Genomic DNA, 15,367 nt, shown 5'->3' with positions numbered 1-15,367 from the left:
CTCTCAGATACCCACGGTGGTTCGGTGGCTCAAGAGCATGGTGAACGTCACTGACCGTTGCCAGGCTCGTCCTCGACCGACGACAACGCGGCCTCGATCCGCTCGCGCGCGCCTTCGAGATGGTGCTCGCAGACCTTCGCCAGCTGCTCGCCCTTCTCCCACAGGGCGAGCGACTGTTCCAGGGACAGTCCGCCCGCCTCGAGCTCGCGGACGACCTCGACCAGCCTGTCGCGGGCCTGCTCGTAGCCGAGTTCGGCGGTCTCGCCACCGGGTTTGCTCACGCTGTGCTTCCTTCTACCGGACGTCGGTGCTTGCCGATACCCGCGCACACTACCGCGCCGGCCATGGCGTTGTCGTAACCCACGAAGGCGAGAGCGAACTCCTGGCCGTCACCCTCCGCGATCGCCGCGACGAGGTTCTCCTGCGCCCTGGCCACCCGTTGGCGGTGCACGGAACCGTCGGCGAACCACCATCGGGTGCCGACGTGCTCGGCGGTGGCCTCCGACAGCTTGCGCAGCTGGGCGTCGAGGCCGTGTTTGGTCGAAAACTCACACCCCGCCAGCAGGACCGTCCAGCATTCCGCGGCGGCGCGGTCGGTCAAGAGCGCGTTGTGGAGCACTCCCGGCGCGTCCGCGCGTTGGGCGGCGTCGACGGTCAAAGGCAGGAAACTCGCCGTCAATTCGCCTCCTCCGGTTCGCCCGTGACGACGGCGCCGAGCGCGCCGTCGACCACGCGGACGCGCAGTTTCGCGCCGTCCACGACCTCGGAGACGGACCGGAGTACCTGGAGGTTGCCTTCGGCGTCGGTGTACTGCACCACCGCGTAGCCGCGTTCGAGGGTCGCCGCCGGGCCGAGCGCGGTCAGCCGCGCCCGGGCGCTGGCGATCTCCGCCTGGTCCTTGGCGAGCAGGGTGAGCATCGCGCGGCGCCCGCGTTCGCGGTGGATCTCGACGTCGTCGGAGCGCCGCTGGACCGGGCCCAGCGGATCGGCGAGCACCGGACGGCTGCGCATCTGGGTCAGCAGCCTGACCTGCGTGTCCACCCAGCCGTGCAGGGCGCGGCGGCCGCGGTCGCGCATCTGGCGGACGCGCTGGGTCTCCTCGCGCACGTCGGGCACGATCCGCTTGCTGGCGTCTGTCGGCGTCGAACAGCGAAGGTCGGCGACGTGGTCGAGCAGCGGGGTGTCGGGCTCGTGCCCGATGGCGCTGACCACCGGGGTGCCCGCCGCGGACACCGCGCGGCACAGCGCCTCGTCGGAGAACGGCAGCAGATCTTCGACACTGCCGCCGCCGCGTGCGATCACGATGACGTCGACGTCCGGATCACGGTCCAGTTTGGACAGTGCCTGGAGGATCTGCGGGACGGCCAGCGATCCCTGCACGGCGGTGTTGATCACCTTGAACGCGACATGCGGCCAGCGGGCCTGCGCGTTCACCAGCACGTCGCGTTCGGCGGCGGACGCGCGACCGGTGATCAGCCCGATTCCCTTGGGCAGGAACGGGATCTTGCGTTTGCGCTCGGGCGCGAACAGGCCCTCGGCGGCCAGCAGCCGTCGCAGCCGCTCGATCCGCGCGAGGAGTTCGCCGATGCCGACCGCGCGGATTTCGTTGGCGCGCAGGCTCAACGAGCCGCGGTTCATGAAGAACGTCGGCTTCGCGTGGACCACGACGCTCGCGCCCTCGCGCAGCGGCGGTTCGATCGTGCGCAGCAGGCCCATCGGGCAGGTCACCGACATCGACACGTCCGCGGACGGGTCTCGCAGCGTCAGGAACGCGGTGTTGGTGCCGGGCCGGGCCGAGATCTGCGTGACCTGACCCTCCACCCAGACCGCGCCGAGCCGGTTGATCCACTCGCCGACCTTGCGGGCGACCGTGCGGACCGGCCACGGGTTCTCGGCGGAAGTGGACGGACCCGCCGCGGCTGAGGTGGGCTCGGCGCTCACTGGCCTTCCGCGCTGTCGCCGTCGCTCTCGGCCTTCTTCACGTTGCCGATGCGACGCGCGAGCATGCCGACGAACGACGCCCTGTCGGCGTTCGCCCGTTCGTAGGTCAGCAGTTCTTCCAGCTGCGTGAGGTCGAACCGGCGCAGACGGGCACGTAACTGCGGCAGGGTGAGGGTGTCGTAGTCCTCGAGCCCCGCGGGACCGGCAGTCACGGGCGCGCTCGCGCTGTCGAACTCGCCGTCGGCGTGGTCCTCGGCGAGCGCGCGCTCCTCCTCGGCCCACGGGTCTTCGGTGAGCGCTTCGAGGTCGTGAAGACGACCATTCGTCTCGGCGCGCGGTTCGGGGACCTCGGCGTCCTCGTGCAGCGGGATCACGCACGAGTCGCGTTCGTAACGGCGTTCGCCGAGGTCCGGCGGGAGATCTTCGTCGAAGGTGGCCCAGCTCGGGGCGTCCTCGACCGGACGGAGACCCGACAGCGCGTCGTCGCCCTTGATCGCCAGCTCGGTGACGTGCTGCTGGACGCGCATGGAGAACTGGAGGACCTGGCTGACCACTGTGACGGGGAGCCCGGTGAGCTGCTTGGGAAGTTCGCGAACCCGCTCGGCGGTGGTGACGGCGAGGCCCGCGGCGACCCGGAGGGGGAGCGGGAGAGGCTTCATACGTCTAGCCTGCCGTATCTGGTCCATCCTGCCCAACCGAACGGGTGGGTCGGCTCACAGGACGTGACTCCACGCACATACTTTAGAGGGGTTCCCTGGTCACCTGAACGTGAGTGCGAGGAGCCCCCGGGGTAGCCCGTACCCTGGGGGTCATGAGTTCTGCGAGTCCCGGAATCACGCCCGCCGGCAGTCCGACGATCACCGAGTCCGGTGTGCCGGCAGGTGGCAAACGTGTCCTGCTCGCCAAGCCTCGTGGTTACTGCGCGGGTGTCGACCGCGCGGTCATCGCCGTCGAAAAGGCACTCGAGCTCTACGGTGCGCCGGTGTACGTGCGTAAGGAGATCGTGCACAACCGGCATGTCGTGGAGACCCTGCGCGATCGCGGGGTGATCTTCGTCGACGAGACCTCCGAGGTGCCGGAAGGCGAATTGGTGGTGTTCTCCGCGCACGGCGTCTCGCCCGCGGTGCACGCCGAGGCGGCCGAGCGCAATCTGCGGACCATCGACGCGACCTGCCCTCTCGTGACGAAGGTGCACAAAGAGGTCAACCGGTTCGCGAAGGACGACTACGACATCCTGCTGATCGGCCACGAAGGCCATGAAGAGGTCGAAGGCACGGCCGGCGAAGCTCCCGACAAGGTGCAGCTCGTCGACACCGCCGAAGACGTCGACAAGGTCGAGATCCGCGACCCCTCGAAGGTCATCTGGCTCTCACAGACCACCCTTTCGGTGGACGAGACCATGGAGCGCGTCGACCAGCTGCGGGACAAGTTCCCCGGCTTGGCCGACCCGCCCAGCGACGACATCTGTTACGCCACCACCAACCGTCAGGTCGCGGTCAAGGCCATGGCCGCCGAATGCGATCTGGTGCTGGTGGTCGGCTCCACGAACTCGTCCAACTCGAAGCGCCTCGTCGAGGTCGCGCTGAAGGCCGGGGCGCGCGCGTCGCACCTGGTCGACTTCGCGCACGAAGTCGACGAAGCGTGGCTCGAAGGCGTTGAGACCGTCGGTGTCACCAGCGGCGCTTCGGTGCCGGAGGTGCTGGTCATGGACCTGCTGGCGTGGCTGGCCGAGCGCGGCTGGGGCGACGTCGACGAGGTCACCACGGCGAACGAGAAGATCGCTTTCGCGCTGCCGCACGAGCTGAAGAAGGTCGGCAGGGCCTGACGCTTCCGATACGAAAAGGGCCGCCCGAGGAGTTCCTCGGGCGGCCCTTTTTGCGATCAAGCCGCTGGTCAGAGGCTCAGGCGAGAGCAAAGGTCCCTTGCTTCAGCGCTCGTCGTCCCAAGGGCGGCGGCGTGGCGGCTGACCGCCTCGGCGAGGGTCGTCCGCACGCGGCGGACGGCGGCGCGGGGCGCCGGGGGCGCTTTCGCCACGAGGGTCGCGACGGCGAGGCTCGCCGCCGTCTTCCGGCGGACGCGGACGCCGGGGCTGACGTCCCGGAGGCGGTGGCTTGCGGGCGCCGGGCTCGGCGTCGCGGCGAGGACGGCGCTCGTCGTCGACCGGACGGCGGCGCGGCGGCGCGTCGTCCCGGGGCGCGCCCCGGCGTGACGGCGGGGGCGGCGTCTGCCCGGTCCGCGAAGCCGGACGGCGGCCTGCGGCCGCGGCAGCGGGCTTGACCGGGGGTTTCGCGTCTTCGCGACGTTCCGGCTTGGCGTTCCCCTTCAGCTTCACCGGGGCGTCGGGATCGCGTTCGCGGTAGATCCGGAAGAAGCCGATCGCCAGGGTGACACCGGTGGTGATGGCCATCGTCGGGAACCCGTTGATCAGCGGCGTGCCGATGTCGAAGGCTCTCTCGAGCAGGTCGGAGCCCTTGCTGTTGTCCGACGTCAGGAGGATGACCCCCGGGACGGTCACCGCGAGGACCAGGGGCGGCTGCACCATCGGGCCGAACAGCCCTCTTCGCTGGACGGCCACCACGGCGACCACCGCGCCGAGCGCGTAGCAGACCTTGAACAGCAGGCCCAGATCCTTCTGGATCATCACGTCGATGAAGGCGCCAAGGATGGCGAGCCCGAAGCCCACCAGGACGGCGGCCCACCAGGGCAGCCCGCGCCTGGCGCCGACGAGCGGACGCTCGTCCCAGGCTACGGGAACGTCGTCGGCATCAGGATCGCTCTGGCGATCGCGAATCGCGGTCACAGGCCCCACCGTATATCCAAGCTGCGGACATACCGCCAACAGGCGGTATGTCGATCGCCTGGTAGTGGTCATCTCGGACCACCCGGACGGATTGCCCGGATGCTTTCCAGAGGTACTACGCGTGGGAGCGCGACAAGGTTGTCATGGCGGCCGAAACGGAGCCTCCGCTTCCGGAAACCGCAGGTGGGAAAGGCCCTCGTGAGTGGCGAAGATGGTGGTTCGGACCCGTGTTCACCTAGCTACGCCTGGTTTGCGTGAGGGCGGCGGTTGTGCGGTTGTCGATGAAGGATTCGGGACACTGAACGTCCCAATTCCTTCATCGTCGCGAGGGCGCTCCGGTCTTCGACCTTGATCATCGGAGGGGTGGGGGTACTCACCGTCCCCCGACCCTCTGCTGATCAAGCTCATGCCGGTCACGATGTCCGGAGTGGCGGAGATGGTGGTTTGGACCCGTGTTCACCTAGCTACGCCTGGTTTGCGTGAGGCGGCGGTCGTCGGGGTTGTCGATGAAGGATTCGGGACACTGAACGTCCCGATTCCTTCGTCGTCGCCAGCTCATGCCGGTCACGATCTCCGGCCGACGACCGAGCGTGGAGGATCTGGGACGTTGAACGTCCCGAATCCTCCACCGTCGAGCGGGCGACAGCTCGCTCAGTTCGCCGGGAGCTCGTCCGCCTTCCGGATCGAGGGCACCGGCGCCGGGCTGCCCGACGCGTCCGTCAGCGGGGAGACCGTGCTCCGGAAGCTTTCGAGTGCCTCCAGTTCGCGGCGCCGGGCCGAGATGAAGCGCTGGAGGTGGGTGCTCGACAGGTTCAGCGCGTCGACGGCGTTGCCCGCGGCCCGGTGCGCGGCCGCGGCTCCCGCCCGGACCTGCTCGACGTCCTCGACCAGCGCCCGTTCGGTCGCGGCGAACAGCGCGGCGGACGCGAGTACGGCGAACCCCGTCGGCCCGCAGAGGAAGACGCGCCTGTCCAGCATCCAGCGCAGCAGTTCCGGATCGGTGTCCAGCGCGGCCACCACGGCCGCGTCGGAGGGGACGAACATGATCGTCCCGTAGATCGCGTCGGCCCAGCGCTGGTAGCCCTTGCCCGCCAGCTCGGCCGCCCGCGACCGGAGCTGCCGGACGTGGACGCGCAACGCGTCGAGCCGTTCTTCGGGGTCGTTGGTCTCGACGGCCTCCGCCCAGCACGCCATGCTCGCCTTCGCGTCGACAGGCACCGTCCGCCCGCCGCCGACCCGCAGCACCATGTCCGGTTTCGCCGCTCCGCCGCCCGCGAGGTCGGTTTGCAGCGTGAAGTGCAGCTCCTCGCGGAGCCCGAGCGCGCGTGCTGTCTCCAGGAGGACCTTTTCGCCCAGCTCGCCGCGGCCGCTGATCGAGGCGAAAGCGACCTCGTACCGGCGCAACGCGAGCTGCTGCTGATCCGCCTTCGAACGTTCGGCGGCGACCAGTTTCGCCGCGGCGTCCGCCCGCCGCATGCCGTCGTTGTACAGCCGCCACAGCAGTGCGACGGCGACGAGCAGCAGGAGCGCGAGCACGACGGCCGCGGTGGTGATCACCGTCGCCACCGGTACCTCCCTTCCGGATCCGAGTCCGGGACATCATGGCGGAACCCACCGACAAAAACCGGAGCACGTGGTCGCGCTCCGTATCTGACCTGGGCCGTCCCCGGCGTGTCGGAAAGCGCGGTGCCGCCAAGGGCGCGCCTCCCCTCTTCGGCCGGTGCGCGGCCCTACCTTGGGCTGCGTGAAGCTCCTGCACACGTCCGACTGGCACATCGGCCGCACGTTCCACGGCGCCGATCTGCTCGCCGAGCAGGAAGCCGTGCTCGGTCATCTCGCCGACCTCGTGCTCGCCGAGTCGGTCGACGTCGTCCTCGTTTCCGGGGACATCTACGACCGCGCGGTGCCTTCGGCGGAGGCCGTTCGCGTCGCCACGACCGCGCTCGGCAGGCTCCGTCAGGCCGGGGCGCAGCTGGTGATGACGCCGGGCAACCACGATTCCGCGCCGCGGCTGGGCGCGTTCGCCGACTTCGCCGCGGCGGGCGGGCTGCACCTGCGCGCCACGATCGACGGTCTCGCCGAGCCGGTGCTGCTGCCCGACGCGCACGGCGAGGTCGCCCTCTACGGCATCCCGTACCTCGAACCGGAGCCCGCGCGCCACGCCCTCGGCGTCCCCGAGGCCCGCGGCCACACCGGCGTCCTCACCGAGGCGATGCGGCGGATCCGCGCCGATCTCGCCGCGCGGCCGTCCGGAACGCGCTCGGTGGTGCTCGCGCACGCCTTCGTCACCGGTGGCGAGCCGACCGAATCCGAGCGGACCATCGCGGTCGGCGGCGTCGAGCAGGTGCCGGGTTCGGTGTTCGACGGAGTCGACTACGTCGCACTCGGGCATCTGCACGGCCCGCAGACCCTCGCCGAGCACCTGCGCTATTCGGGCAGCCCGCTGGCGTATTCGTTTTCCGAGACGCGGCAACGGAAATCCGTCTGGCTGGTGGAGCTCGACGCGGAAGGGCTCGCCGAAGTCCGGCGCCACGAACTGCCGGTTCCGCGGCATCTCGCGATGCTCCGCGGCGAACTGGCGGATCTCCTGTCGGATCCGGAACACGACGGCCTCACCGAACATTTCCTTTCCTTCACGGTCACCGACAGGGTCCGGCCGATCGACGCCATGCGGAAACTGCGTGAGCGCTTCCCGCACGCCGTGCACATGGACTGGCAGCCGGAAGGCGGCCACGACGGAGCCGCGCTGAAGTACGCCGAAGCCGTCCGAGGGCGATCCGACGTCGAGATCACGCGCAGTTTCCTCGAGGACTGCCGCGGATCCGAGCCGTCGGAGAGCGAGGAGCGCCTGGTGCTGGCGGCGCTGGGCGCGGCGGGCAGGGAGCGCGAAGTATGAGGTTGCACCGGTTGGAGGTCGCCGCTTTCGGTCCGTACGCGGGCCGCGAGGTGGTGGACTTCGACGTGCTCGGCGCCGACGGGTTGTTCCTGCTGCACGGCGACACCGGCGCGGGGAAGACGACCTTGCTCGACGCCATCGCGTTCGCGCTGTTCGGCACCGTCCCCGGGGCTCGCGGCGAGGTGAAGCGGCTGCGCTGCGATCTGGCCGAGCCGGACCAGGTCACCGAGGTCGTCCTCGAGCTGACAGTGCAGGGCCAGCGGATGCGGATCGCGCGCAATCCCGAGTACCAGCGGCCCAAGCGCCGGGGCGAAGGAATGACCCTCCAGCAGGCCAAGGCGGTGCTGAGCTGGGTCGGCACGGTGCCGGCCGGGCACGTGGCCGAAGGCATCACGCGGATCGACGAGGTCGCGCGCACGGTCGAGCGGCTCATCGGCATGACGCACGAGCAGTTCTTCCAGGTGGTCTTGCTGCCTCAGGGTGAGTTCGCGCGGTTCCTGCGCGCGAACACGGCCGAGCGCGAGGAGTTGCTGGAGCGGCTGTTCGGCACGGAGCGGTTCTCCGACGTCGAGAACTGGTTCGCGAATCTGCGCGCCGAGCGCGGCCGCGAATTGCAGGCGCGGCAGCAGTCGCTGCGGGAGTGGGTCGCGCGGTTCGCGCAGGTCGCCCAGCAGGAAGCGCCCGAAGAGGGGCAGGTCGAGTGGGTCGACGCGGTACTCGCGGAGTCCGCCGAACGTGCCGCCCAGGCACGGGAACGGGACACGAAGGCGCGCGCGGCGGCCCAGAAGGCCGAGGCCGTCTGGCAGGAGAACCGGTCCACCGCCGAGCGGATCCGCCGCGTGCGCACCGCGTACACGCGCCTTTCGGCGATCGCCGAGCAGGCGGATCAGCGCGCGGAGTGGGCGGAAGAGGTCGAGGCCGCTCATCGTGCGGCGGGCGTCGCCGCGGAAGCGGATCTGCTCGAACGCCGCTCGAGCCAGCTCGCCGACGCGGAGGCCGCGGAGGAGCTCCGGGCCCAGGAAGTGCCGGACGCCGCGGACAAGTCCGCGGCCGAACTCCGCGCCCGCGCCGGCGGGCTGCGCGAGGAGGCGGGCGCGCTGGCCGAACTCGTGGCGGAAGGCGAGCAGCAGCAACGGGATCTGGTCCGTCGCGATCAGCTGAGCGCCACCGCGAAGGAGGCGGAAAAGCAGGCCGAGGAGTTCGCCGCCGAACTCGAATCCGCGCCGGAGAAGATCGCCGCGGTGCGCGCCGAGGCGCTGGCGGCCGCCGAAGCCGAAGCGAAGCTCGACGGTGCCCGCACCCGCTTCGAAGAGTTGACAGCGCTGGTCCGGGACGCCGACGAGGTACCTCGTGCGGAGCAGGCGGTCGAGCAGGCGCGCGGGCTGGTCCGCGACGCCGTCGACGTCCATCAGCAGGCGCGGCAGCATCGCCTGGACCTGCGGGAACGCCGCCTCGACGGAATGGCGGCCGAACTCGCCGCCGGTCTGGCCGCGGGCGAGGACTGCCCGGTCTGCGGGGCGACCGAGCATCCGGCACCCGCCACGCACACCGGCGGCCTCGTCGATCCCGAGGACGAACGTCGCGCCGAGGTCGCGGAGCAGCAGGCCGACAAGCGGCGCGAGGAGGCGAAAGCCACGCTGCTCGAAGCCGAAGGACGGCTGAAGGCGCTGGTCGAGCGGTTGCGCGAGCGCACCGCGGAGGCGCTGCGGGGCGAACTCGCCGAGGCGCGGGAGCTGGGCGCGTCGCTGTCGGAATCGGCTCGTCGCAAGCCCGCGCTGGAGAAGCGGCTCCTCGAACTCGAACGGAACACCGAGCAGCTGACCGAACGCCGTCGAGTGACCGGAGAGCGGGCGGCCGAGGCCGGGACCGAGGTCCGAAGCCTCACGGAACGGCTGGCCGAACGGGAACGACGGCTGGAAAGCGCGCGCGGCGAGTTCGACGACGTCGCCGCCCGGCGGCGGCATCTGCTCGGTTTCGCGACCCGTCTCGACGCGCTCGCCGAAGCGCGGCTCGGCGTCGCGGGTGCCCGTGAGCGTCGCGACGAGCAAGCGAAACTGGTCAAAGAAGCGTTGCGGGCCAAGGGTTTCGCGGATCTCGACGAGATGCGGGCCGCGTCGCGGCCGGACGAGCAGATCACGAAACTGGAGAACAGCCTCGCCGACGCGAAGGTGATGGAGGAGTCCGAGCGGCGCGCGCTGGCCGAGCCGGAACTCTTCGGTATCGCGCCGGACGACGAGATCGACGTCGTGGCCTCGGAGGAAGCGGCGCGGGAAACCCGGGCCGAAGCCGAACAGGCCTTCGCGGCGCTGGGGACGGCCACGACCCGGCACACGGACCTGACCGGACTGGCCGAGCGGATGACGTCCCTGATGGCGGATCTGGCCCCGGTCGAGGAGCAGTACCTCGAACTGAAGGCGCTCGCCGAGGTGGTCAACGGGCGAGGGCAGAACGCGCGGAAGATGTCGCTTCGCTCGTACGTCCTCGCCGCGAGGCTGGAAGAGGTCGCGGTCGCGGCGACCGCCCGCCTGCGGACGATGAGCCAGGGCCGCTACTCCTTCGTGCACTCTGACGCGGCCGGGGCCCGTGGCACGCGCGGCGGACTCGGCCTCGATGTGCTCGACGACTACTCCGGCACCGTCCGGCCCGCGAAGACGCTCTCCGGCGGCGAGTCCTTCCTCGCGTCGCTCTCACTGGCACTGGGTCTCGCCGACGTCGTCGCCGCCGAAACCGGCGGCGCGCTGCTGGACACGCTGTTCATCGACGAGGGCTTCGGCACTCTGGACGCCGAGACGCTCGACATCGTCATGAACATCCTCGACGAGCTTCGCGCCGGTGGCCGGGTGGTCGGGCTGGTGTCGCATGTGGAGGAACTGCGGCAGCGCATCCCGACCAGGCTGCGGATCCGAAAGGCACGTACGGGCTCTTCGGTGGAGATCCACGCAGCCTGACCCGGCCAGGGAGCGTCAGGCGGCCTCGTGGGTCAGCAGCCACTGCTTCGCCGGAACACCCCAACGGAAGTTCCCCACCGCGCCGCCGGTCCGCACCACGCGATGGCACGGCACGAACAAGGCCGCCGCGTTCTTCGCGCACGCGGACGCGGCCGCCCGCACCGCCGACGGATTCCCCGCCAGCGCCGCGTACTCCGCGTAGCTCACCGGCTCGCCCGCGGGCACCTTCCGCAGCATTTCCCAAGCGTGTTCCCGGAAAGCGCCGGACCGCTGCCGCACCTCGATATCGGCGACAGCGTCGAGGTCGCCACCGTGGTAGCGGCGGATCGCGGTGCTCACCGGCCCCAGGTCCCGCCGCTGCTTGACCTCGCCGGGGGCCAGTGACGGCGAGATCAGCGGCGTCAGGTCGCCGACGTCGCCGGTCCAACCCGAGGCCAGCACGGCCCCGTCACCCGCCACCACGGCGGTGAACGGCCCGATCTTCGTGTCCATTGTGGACCAATACGCGATGCTCATCGTTCTCCCTTTCAAGCGCGCCACAGGTACATGCCGGCGTACGAGGACCAGGGCTGCCAGGCCCGCCCGCGTTCGGCCAGCGTCGTTTCGTCGTCGGCGATCCCCAGCACGGCCGCTCCCCGGCGCAGCGCCGGATCACCGGTCAGCAGGACGTCCGGCGCGCCCAGCACGCGCATCAGGACGTAATCGGCGATCCGGGTGGTGATCCCGGGGAGTGCCAGCAGTTCCGCCCGCAACTCTTCGGGATCGCGGCCGACGTGGACCGAGACGCCGTCCGCCAGCGCGGCGGCCACGGCGGCGATCCGCTCCGGACCGTGTTCGGCGACCCGGGCCGCCGTCGGGAACACCGTGGTCACCCCTTCCAGTGACTCGTCGCAGCTGGGCACGCGCTCGCCGAGGGCGTCGGCGAGCGACGCCGTCTCAGCGGGGGACAGCAGCGCGCGCAGCACGAGCTCGTCCCCGTCGACAGCGCCGGGCACCCGGATACCGGGGATCGCCTCGACCAGCGGCGCGAGCGCCGGGTCCGCCCCCAGCACCCGCGTGACCGCTTCGGGGTCCGCGTCGAGATCGAGCAGCCGCCGCACCCTGGCCACCGCGCTGCTCAGGTCGCGCAGATCGGTGAGCCGCAGGTCGGCGCGGACGTGGTCGTCCTTCGTCGTCAACCGCACCACGCCGGCGCCGTGCGCGAGCCGCAGCGTGCGGGCGTAAGCGGTCACGCCGGAATCGTCGCGCGTCACATGTTCCACACCGGGGACGGCCCTGTCGGCCAGGAAGTTCAGCACCCCGTCCGCGTCGAACGGTTTGCGGAACGGCAGTCGCAGGCTCAGCCGGGTCCCGGTCGGTGTCTCTTCGGACTTGCGACGCCCGCGACGCAGGCTCGCCGCGCGAAGCTGCGAAGGCGTTGTCGCGAACACCTCGCGGATCGTCTCGTTGAACTGGCGGACGCTGGAGAAGCCCGCCGCGAACGCGACGTCGGTCAGCGGCAGGCCGGACATCTCGATCAGCAGCCGCGCCGAATGCGCGCGGTGCGCCCTGGCCAGCGCCAGCGGTCCGGCGCCGAGTTCCGCGGTGAGGACGCGCCCGAGCTGGCGTTCGGAATAGCCGAGCCGCCGCGCGAGCCCCGGGACGCCGTCGCGTTCGACGGTCCCGTCCGAGATGAGCCGCATCGCCCGCGCGGCCAGGTCGGCCCGGATGTCCCAGTCGGGTGAGCCGGGGACGGCGTCGGGAAGGCAGCGGCGGCAGGCGCGGAAGCCGTTGGACTGCGCCGCGGCCGACGTCGGGTAGAAGCGGACGTTCTGCTGCTTCGGCGTCGACGCGGGGCAGGACGGGCGGCAGTAGATCCCGGTGGTGGCCACGGCCATGATGAACTGGCCGTCGAACCGGGAGTCACGGGCGGCGACGGCGCGGTAACACCGTTCGGTGTCGCGCCACACGGCCCGTTCGGCCAAGGTCTGCTCGGTCATGACATCGATCGTGCCACCAGGTCGGGGGCGCGGCTGGCGGAAATCCGACACCGCGATCAAGGCCTCGGCGGATGGGGCGGCGGGCGGCACGTAGACTTCTGGCCCGTGAGTCTCACCCTCGGCATCGTCGGCCTGCCCAACGTCGGCAAGTCCACCCTGTTCAACGCGCTGACCCGCAACGACGTGCTCGCCGCGAACTACCCGTTCGCGACGATCGAGCCCAACGTCGGCGTCGTCCCGCTGCCGGACCCGCGGCTGGACGAACTCGCCAAGGTGTTCGGCTCCGAGCGGACGGTGCCCGCCGTCGTGTCCTTTGTGGACATCGCGGGCATCGTGAAGGGCGCCTCCGAGGGCGCCGGTCTCGGCAACAAGTTCCTCGCGAACATCCGTGAGGCGAACGCGATCTGCCAGGTCGTCCGTGTCTTCGACGATCCGGACGTGATCCACGTCGACGACCGGATCGACCCGGCGAGCGACATCGAGACGATCAACACCGAGCTGATCCTCGCCGACCTGCAGACGCTCGACAAGGCGCTGCACCGGCTCGAGAAGGAGGCGCGGACCAAGAAGGAAGCCAAGCCCGCCCTCGACAACGCGCTCAAGGCCAAGGAGATCCTCGACTCGGGCCGGACCCTGTTCCAGGCGCAGAAAGAGGTCGACTTCGAGGTGCTGCGTGAGCTGAGCCTGCTCACCACGAAGCCGTTCCTCTACGTCTTCAACGCCGACGAAGGCATCCTCACCGACGAGTCCCGTCGCGAAGAGCTGGCCAAGATGGTCGCCCCCGCGGACGCGGTGTTCCTCGACGCGAAGGTCGAATTCGAGCTGCTGGAGCTGGACGACGAGGACTCCGTGCGCGAGCTTCTGGAGTCCGTCGGCCAGCACGAGCCCGGCCTGTACTCGCTCGCCCGCGCCGGTTTCCACACCCTCGGCCTGCAGACCTACCTGACCGCCGGCCCCAAGGAATCCCGCGCCTGGACGATCCCGCAGGGCGCGACGGCCCCGCAGGCCGCAGGCGTGATCCACACCGACTTCGAGCGCGGTTTCATCAAGGCCGAGGTCGTCTCGTACGACGATCTGATCGAGAACGGTTCGATGGCCTCCGCCCGGTCCGCCGGCAAGGTGCGGATGGAAGGCAAGGACTACGTCATGTCGGACGGCGACGTGGTGGAGTTCCGCTTCAACGTCTGACATCGCTCCGGGTGATCACGGTTGGAGCGGACCCGTATTTACTTACCTGCGCCTGAGCTGCCGAGGGCGGTGGTCGTCGGTGAAGGATTTGGGACACTCAACGTCCCAAATCCTTCACCGTCACGAGGGCGCAGGTGCCCCTAAACACTGGACGGTTAGAACCGTCCTCACCACTCACGAGCGCGACAAAGCTACTTCCGCAGCAGGCTGTACGCCGCCGAACCGATCAGCTCCAGCGAAACCTGAAGCCGCTCAAGGGAAACGTTGTCCTTGATGGTGTCTTCCGGCGTGTGGTAGGTCGGTTCCAGCAGCGCCGGGCCGCTCTCGCCGCGCCAGCTGAAGTTGCCCGACGCGATGCCGCGTTCGAAGAACGGCACGTGGTCGCTCGAACCGCGAGCGACCGGGCCCTTGACCCGCGGGTCGTAGCCGAGGCGCTTGGCCGCGGCGTTGACGGCCGCGGTCGTGGCGTTGTCGGCGCCGTCGACCGAAAGCAGCCAGTAGGTGATCGCCGGGTCCCAGCTGGTGGCGACCATGTCGTTCTGGAAGCAGCCCGCGATTCGCTTCGCCTCCGGGTCGGACAGGTTCGAGACGTAGTGCCGCGAGCCGATCAGCCCGTACTCCTCCGAGCCCCACAGCGCGAACCGGAGCGTCTTGTTCGTCGGCAGGTATCGCAGGACGCGCGCCAGCTCCAGGCACAGCACGGTGCCGCTGCCGTCGTCGTTCGCGCCGGGCGAGCCGGGGACGCTGTCGTAGTGCGCGGTCACCATGACCACGCCGTTGTCCTTGCCGGGGAAAGTGGCGGGCCGTTCGGCGATGACGTTGTACGACGTCAGGTTCTTGTGGTGGGTGGCCGTCGCCTTCACCTTGACCGAGCCCTTGGCGAGCCGCTCGCGCAGCCGCTCCACCTGCACCTGCGCCAGGCCGAGCACCGGGACGGTGACCGGGGTGGGCAGCGTCGGGGAGAAGGCGGACAGTTTGCGCGCCGGGTCGGCGCCGATCCGGCCGATCAGCACGGCGACCGCTCCGCGCTGCGCGGCCGTCAGGTACGCGTCGGCCTTGGTGGTCACGGCCGCGATCAGCACGATCTTGCCGGTCAGGTCATCCGGAAGGGTGGTCCCGTCACCGGCGTCGACGACGACCGCCTCGCGTGTGACGTCCTGCGCGCCCTGCGGCGACGAGCCGGTCTGCCAGCTGTCGCGTCCGACCGACAGGCCGCCCAGGAACTTGTCGGCGATCGGGAACGGCTGCAGCGTGACCTGGTAACGCAGGTCGCGCAGCACCTTCGCGATGTAGTCCTTGGCGCGCAGTTCGCCTTCGGTCCCGGCGATCCGGGGGCCGATCTTGTCGCTGAGCACCCGCAGATGCTCCAGTGCCCGCCGCGACCGGACCCGCGCGATCACGGGGTAGTCACCGAAGTCCAGCGACGGCGGGAACTGCGCGCCCGGACGCTGCTGCGTGGCCGCGGCGGCGGTGCCGGGGTTCAACCCGATCGTCGCCGCGCCCGCCAGTGCCACCGCGCCCGCGAGCACCTCACGCCTGCGCAGACCTGCCATGGAACACCCCTCACTTCTCGAAGAACCTTCGTTCGAGTAGCTAAGAGACGCACGGCTCGGAG

Annotated in this window: 13 protein-coding genes; 4 read left to right on the top strand and 9 right to left on the bottom strand. The window is 70.2% G+C overall.

What is annotated here, in order from left to right:
• Nucleotides 1-47: 47 nt before the first annotated feature.
• The 4 genes from HDA45_RS14240 to HDA45_RS14225 are packed head-to-tail and all read right to left on the bottom strand — an operon-like array spanning nt 48 to nt 2,600.
• Nucleotides 48-281: an exodeoxyribonuclease VII small subunit gene (locus HDA45_RS14240; protein ID WP_184895456.1), complete on the bottom strand. Its 234-nt coding sequence runs from the start codon at nt 279-281 to the stop codon at nt 48-50.
• Nucleotides 278-679, bottom strand: coding sequence for a hypothetical protein (locus HDA45_RS14235; protein ID WP_184895454.1), 402 nt, complete (start codon nt 677-679; stop codon nt 278-280). The genes HDA45_RS14240 and HDA45_RS14235 overlap by 4 nt, the downstream gene beginning before the upstream one ends.
• Nucleotides 676-1,941 (bottom strand): exodeoxyribonuclease VII large subunit, encoded by a 1,266-nt coding sequence (xseA, locus tag HDA45_RS14230; protein ID WP_184895452.1) that lies wholly within the window; start codon nt 1,939-1,941, stop codon nt 676-678. Before xseA ends, HDA45_RS14235 begins: the two co-directional genes overlap by 4 nt.
• Nucleotides 1,938-2,600, bottom strand: a complete 663-nt coding sequence (locus HDA45_RS14225; protein WP_184895450.1) for a lipid droplet-associated protein — start codon at nt 2,598-2,600, stop codon at nt 1,938-1,940. The genes xseA and HDA45_RS14225 overlap by 4 nt, the downstream gene beginning before the upstream one ends.
• Before the next feature lie 152 nt (nt 2,601-2,752).
• On the opposite strand from HDA45_RS14225, the gene HDA45_RS14220 reads away from it, so the two are divergent.
• On the top strand, nt 2,753-3,766 hold the full coding sequence (locus HDA45_RS14220) for a 4-hydroxy-3-methylbut-2-enyl diphosphate reductase (protein WP_184895448.1): 1,014 nt from the start codon (nt 2,753-2,755) through the stop codon (nt 3,764-3,766).
• A 102-nt stretch (nt 3,767-3,868) separates the two neighbouring features.
• Here the strand turns inward: HDA45_RS14220 and HDA45_RS14215 are convergent, their stop codons facing one another.
• Nucleotides 3,869-4,741 carry a DUF6542 domain-containing protein gene (locus HDA45_RS14215; RefSeq protein WP_184895446.1) on the bottom strand — a complete coding sequence of 291 codons (873 nt, stop codon included), beginning with the start codon at nt 4,739-4,741 and terminating at the stop codon, nt 3,869-3,871.
• A 651-nt stretch (nt 4,742-5,392) separates the two neighbouring features.
• Nucleotides 5,393-6,307 carry a DNA recombination protein RmuC gene (rmuC, locus tag HDA45_RS14210; protein WP_184895444.1) on the bottom strand — a complete coding sequence of 305 codons (915 nt, stop codon included), beginning with the start codon at nt 6,305-6,307 and terminating at the stop codon, nt 5,393-5,395.
• A gap of 178 nt (nt 6,308-6,485) precedes the next feature.
• On the opposite strand from rmuC, the gene HDA45_RS14205 reads away from it, so the two are divergent.
• Together HDA45_RS14205 and HDA45_RS14200 are read left to right on the top strand one after the other, a co-directional pair.
• Nucleotides 6,486-7,637 (top strand): exonuclease SbcCD subunit D C-terminal domain-containing protein, encoded by a 1,152-nt coding sequence (locus tag HDA45_RS14205; RefSeq protein ID WP_184895441.1) that lies wholly within the window; start codon nt 6,486-6,488, stop codon nt 7,635-7,637.
• Complete coding sequence (locus HDA45_RS14200) at nt 7,634-10,585, top strand: AAA family ATPase (protein WP_184895439.1); 2,952 nt, start codon at nt 7,634-7,636, stop codon at nt 10,583-10,585. The genes HDA45_RS14205 and HDA45_RS14200 overlap by 4 nt, the downstream gene beginning before the upstream one ends.
• Before the next feature lie 15 nt (nt 10,586-10,600).
• On the opposite strand, the gene HDA45_RS14195 is transcribed toward HDA45_RS14200, so the two are convergent.
• On the bottom strand, nt 10,601-11,101 hold the full coding sequence (locus HDA45_RS14195) for a methylated-DNA--[protein]-cysteine S-methyltransferase (RefSeq protein ID WP_184895437.1): 501 nt from the start codon (nt 11,099-11,101) through the stop codon (nt 10,601-10,603).
• A gap of 11 nt (nt 11,102-11,112) precedes the next feature.
• A complete protein-coding gene (locus HDA45_RS14190) occupies nt 11,113-12,564 on the bottom strand; it encodes a DNA-3-methyladenine glycosylase 2 family protein (protein ID WP_184895435.1) in 1,452 nt (483 codons plus the stop codon).
• Between the two features lie 105 nt (nt 12,565-12,669).
• Between HDA45_RS14190 and ychF the strand changes: the two genes are divergently transcribed.
• Nucleotides 12,670-13,752: a redox-regulated ATPase YchF gene (gene ychF, locus HDA45_RS14185; protein ID WP_184895433.1), complete on the top strand. Its 1,083-nt coding sequence runs from the start codon at nt 12,670-12,672 to the stop codon at nt 13,750-13,752.
• Nucleotides 13,753-13,943: 191 nt separating this feature from the next.
• Here ychF and HDA45_RS14180 read toward each other — a convergent pair whose 3' ends face one another.
• A complete protein-coding gene (locus HDA45_RS14180; RefSeq protein WP_184895431.1) occupies nt 13,944-15,305 on the bottom strand; it encodes a M20/M25/M40 family metallo-hydrolase in 1,362 nt (453 codons plus the stop codon).
• Nucleotides 15,306-15,367: the final 62 nt, after the last annotated feature.

Origin of the sequence: Amycolatopsis umgeniensis (genome assembly GCF_014205155.1) — a bacterium.
Taxonomy (GTDB): Bacteria; Actinomycetota; Actinomycetes; order Mycobacteriales; family Pseudonocardiaceae; genus Amycolatopsis; species Amycolatopsis umgeniensis.
This window is presented reverse-complemented; position numbering and strand designations above follow the sequence as displayed.

Bases quoted from the DNA above. Each gene is read 5' to 3' on its own strand.
- HDA45_RS14225 (WP_184895450.1), bottom strand. From the start codon at position 2,600: ATGAAGCCTCTCCCGCTCCCCCTCCGGGTCGCCGCGGGCCTCGCCGTC.
- HDA45_RS14220 (WP_184895448.1), top strand. From the start codon at position 2,753: ATGAGTTCTGCGAGTCCCGGAATCACGCCCGCCGGCAGTCCGACGATC.
- HDA45_RS14200 (WP_184895439.1), top strand. From the start codon at position 7,634: ATGAGGTTGCACCGGTTGGAGGTCGCCGCTTTCGGTCCGTACGCGGGC.
- HDA45_RS14195 (WP_184895437.1), bottom strand. From the start codon at position 11,101: ATGAGCATCGCGTATTGGTCCACAATGGACACGAAGATCGGGCCGTTC.
- HDA45_RS14190 (WP_184895435.1), bottom strand. From the start codon at position 12,564: ATGACCGAGCAGACCTTGGCCGAACGGGCCGTGTGGCGCGACACCGAA.
- HDA45_RS14180 (WP_184895431.1), bottom strand. From the start codon at position 15,305: ATGGCAGGTCTGCGCAGGCGTGAGGTGCTCGCGGGCGCGGTGGCACTG.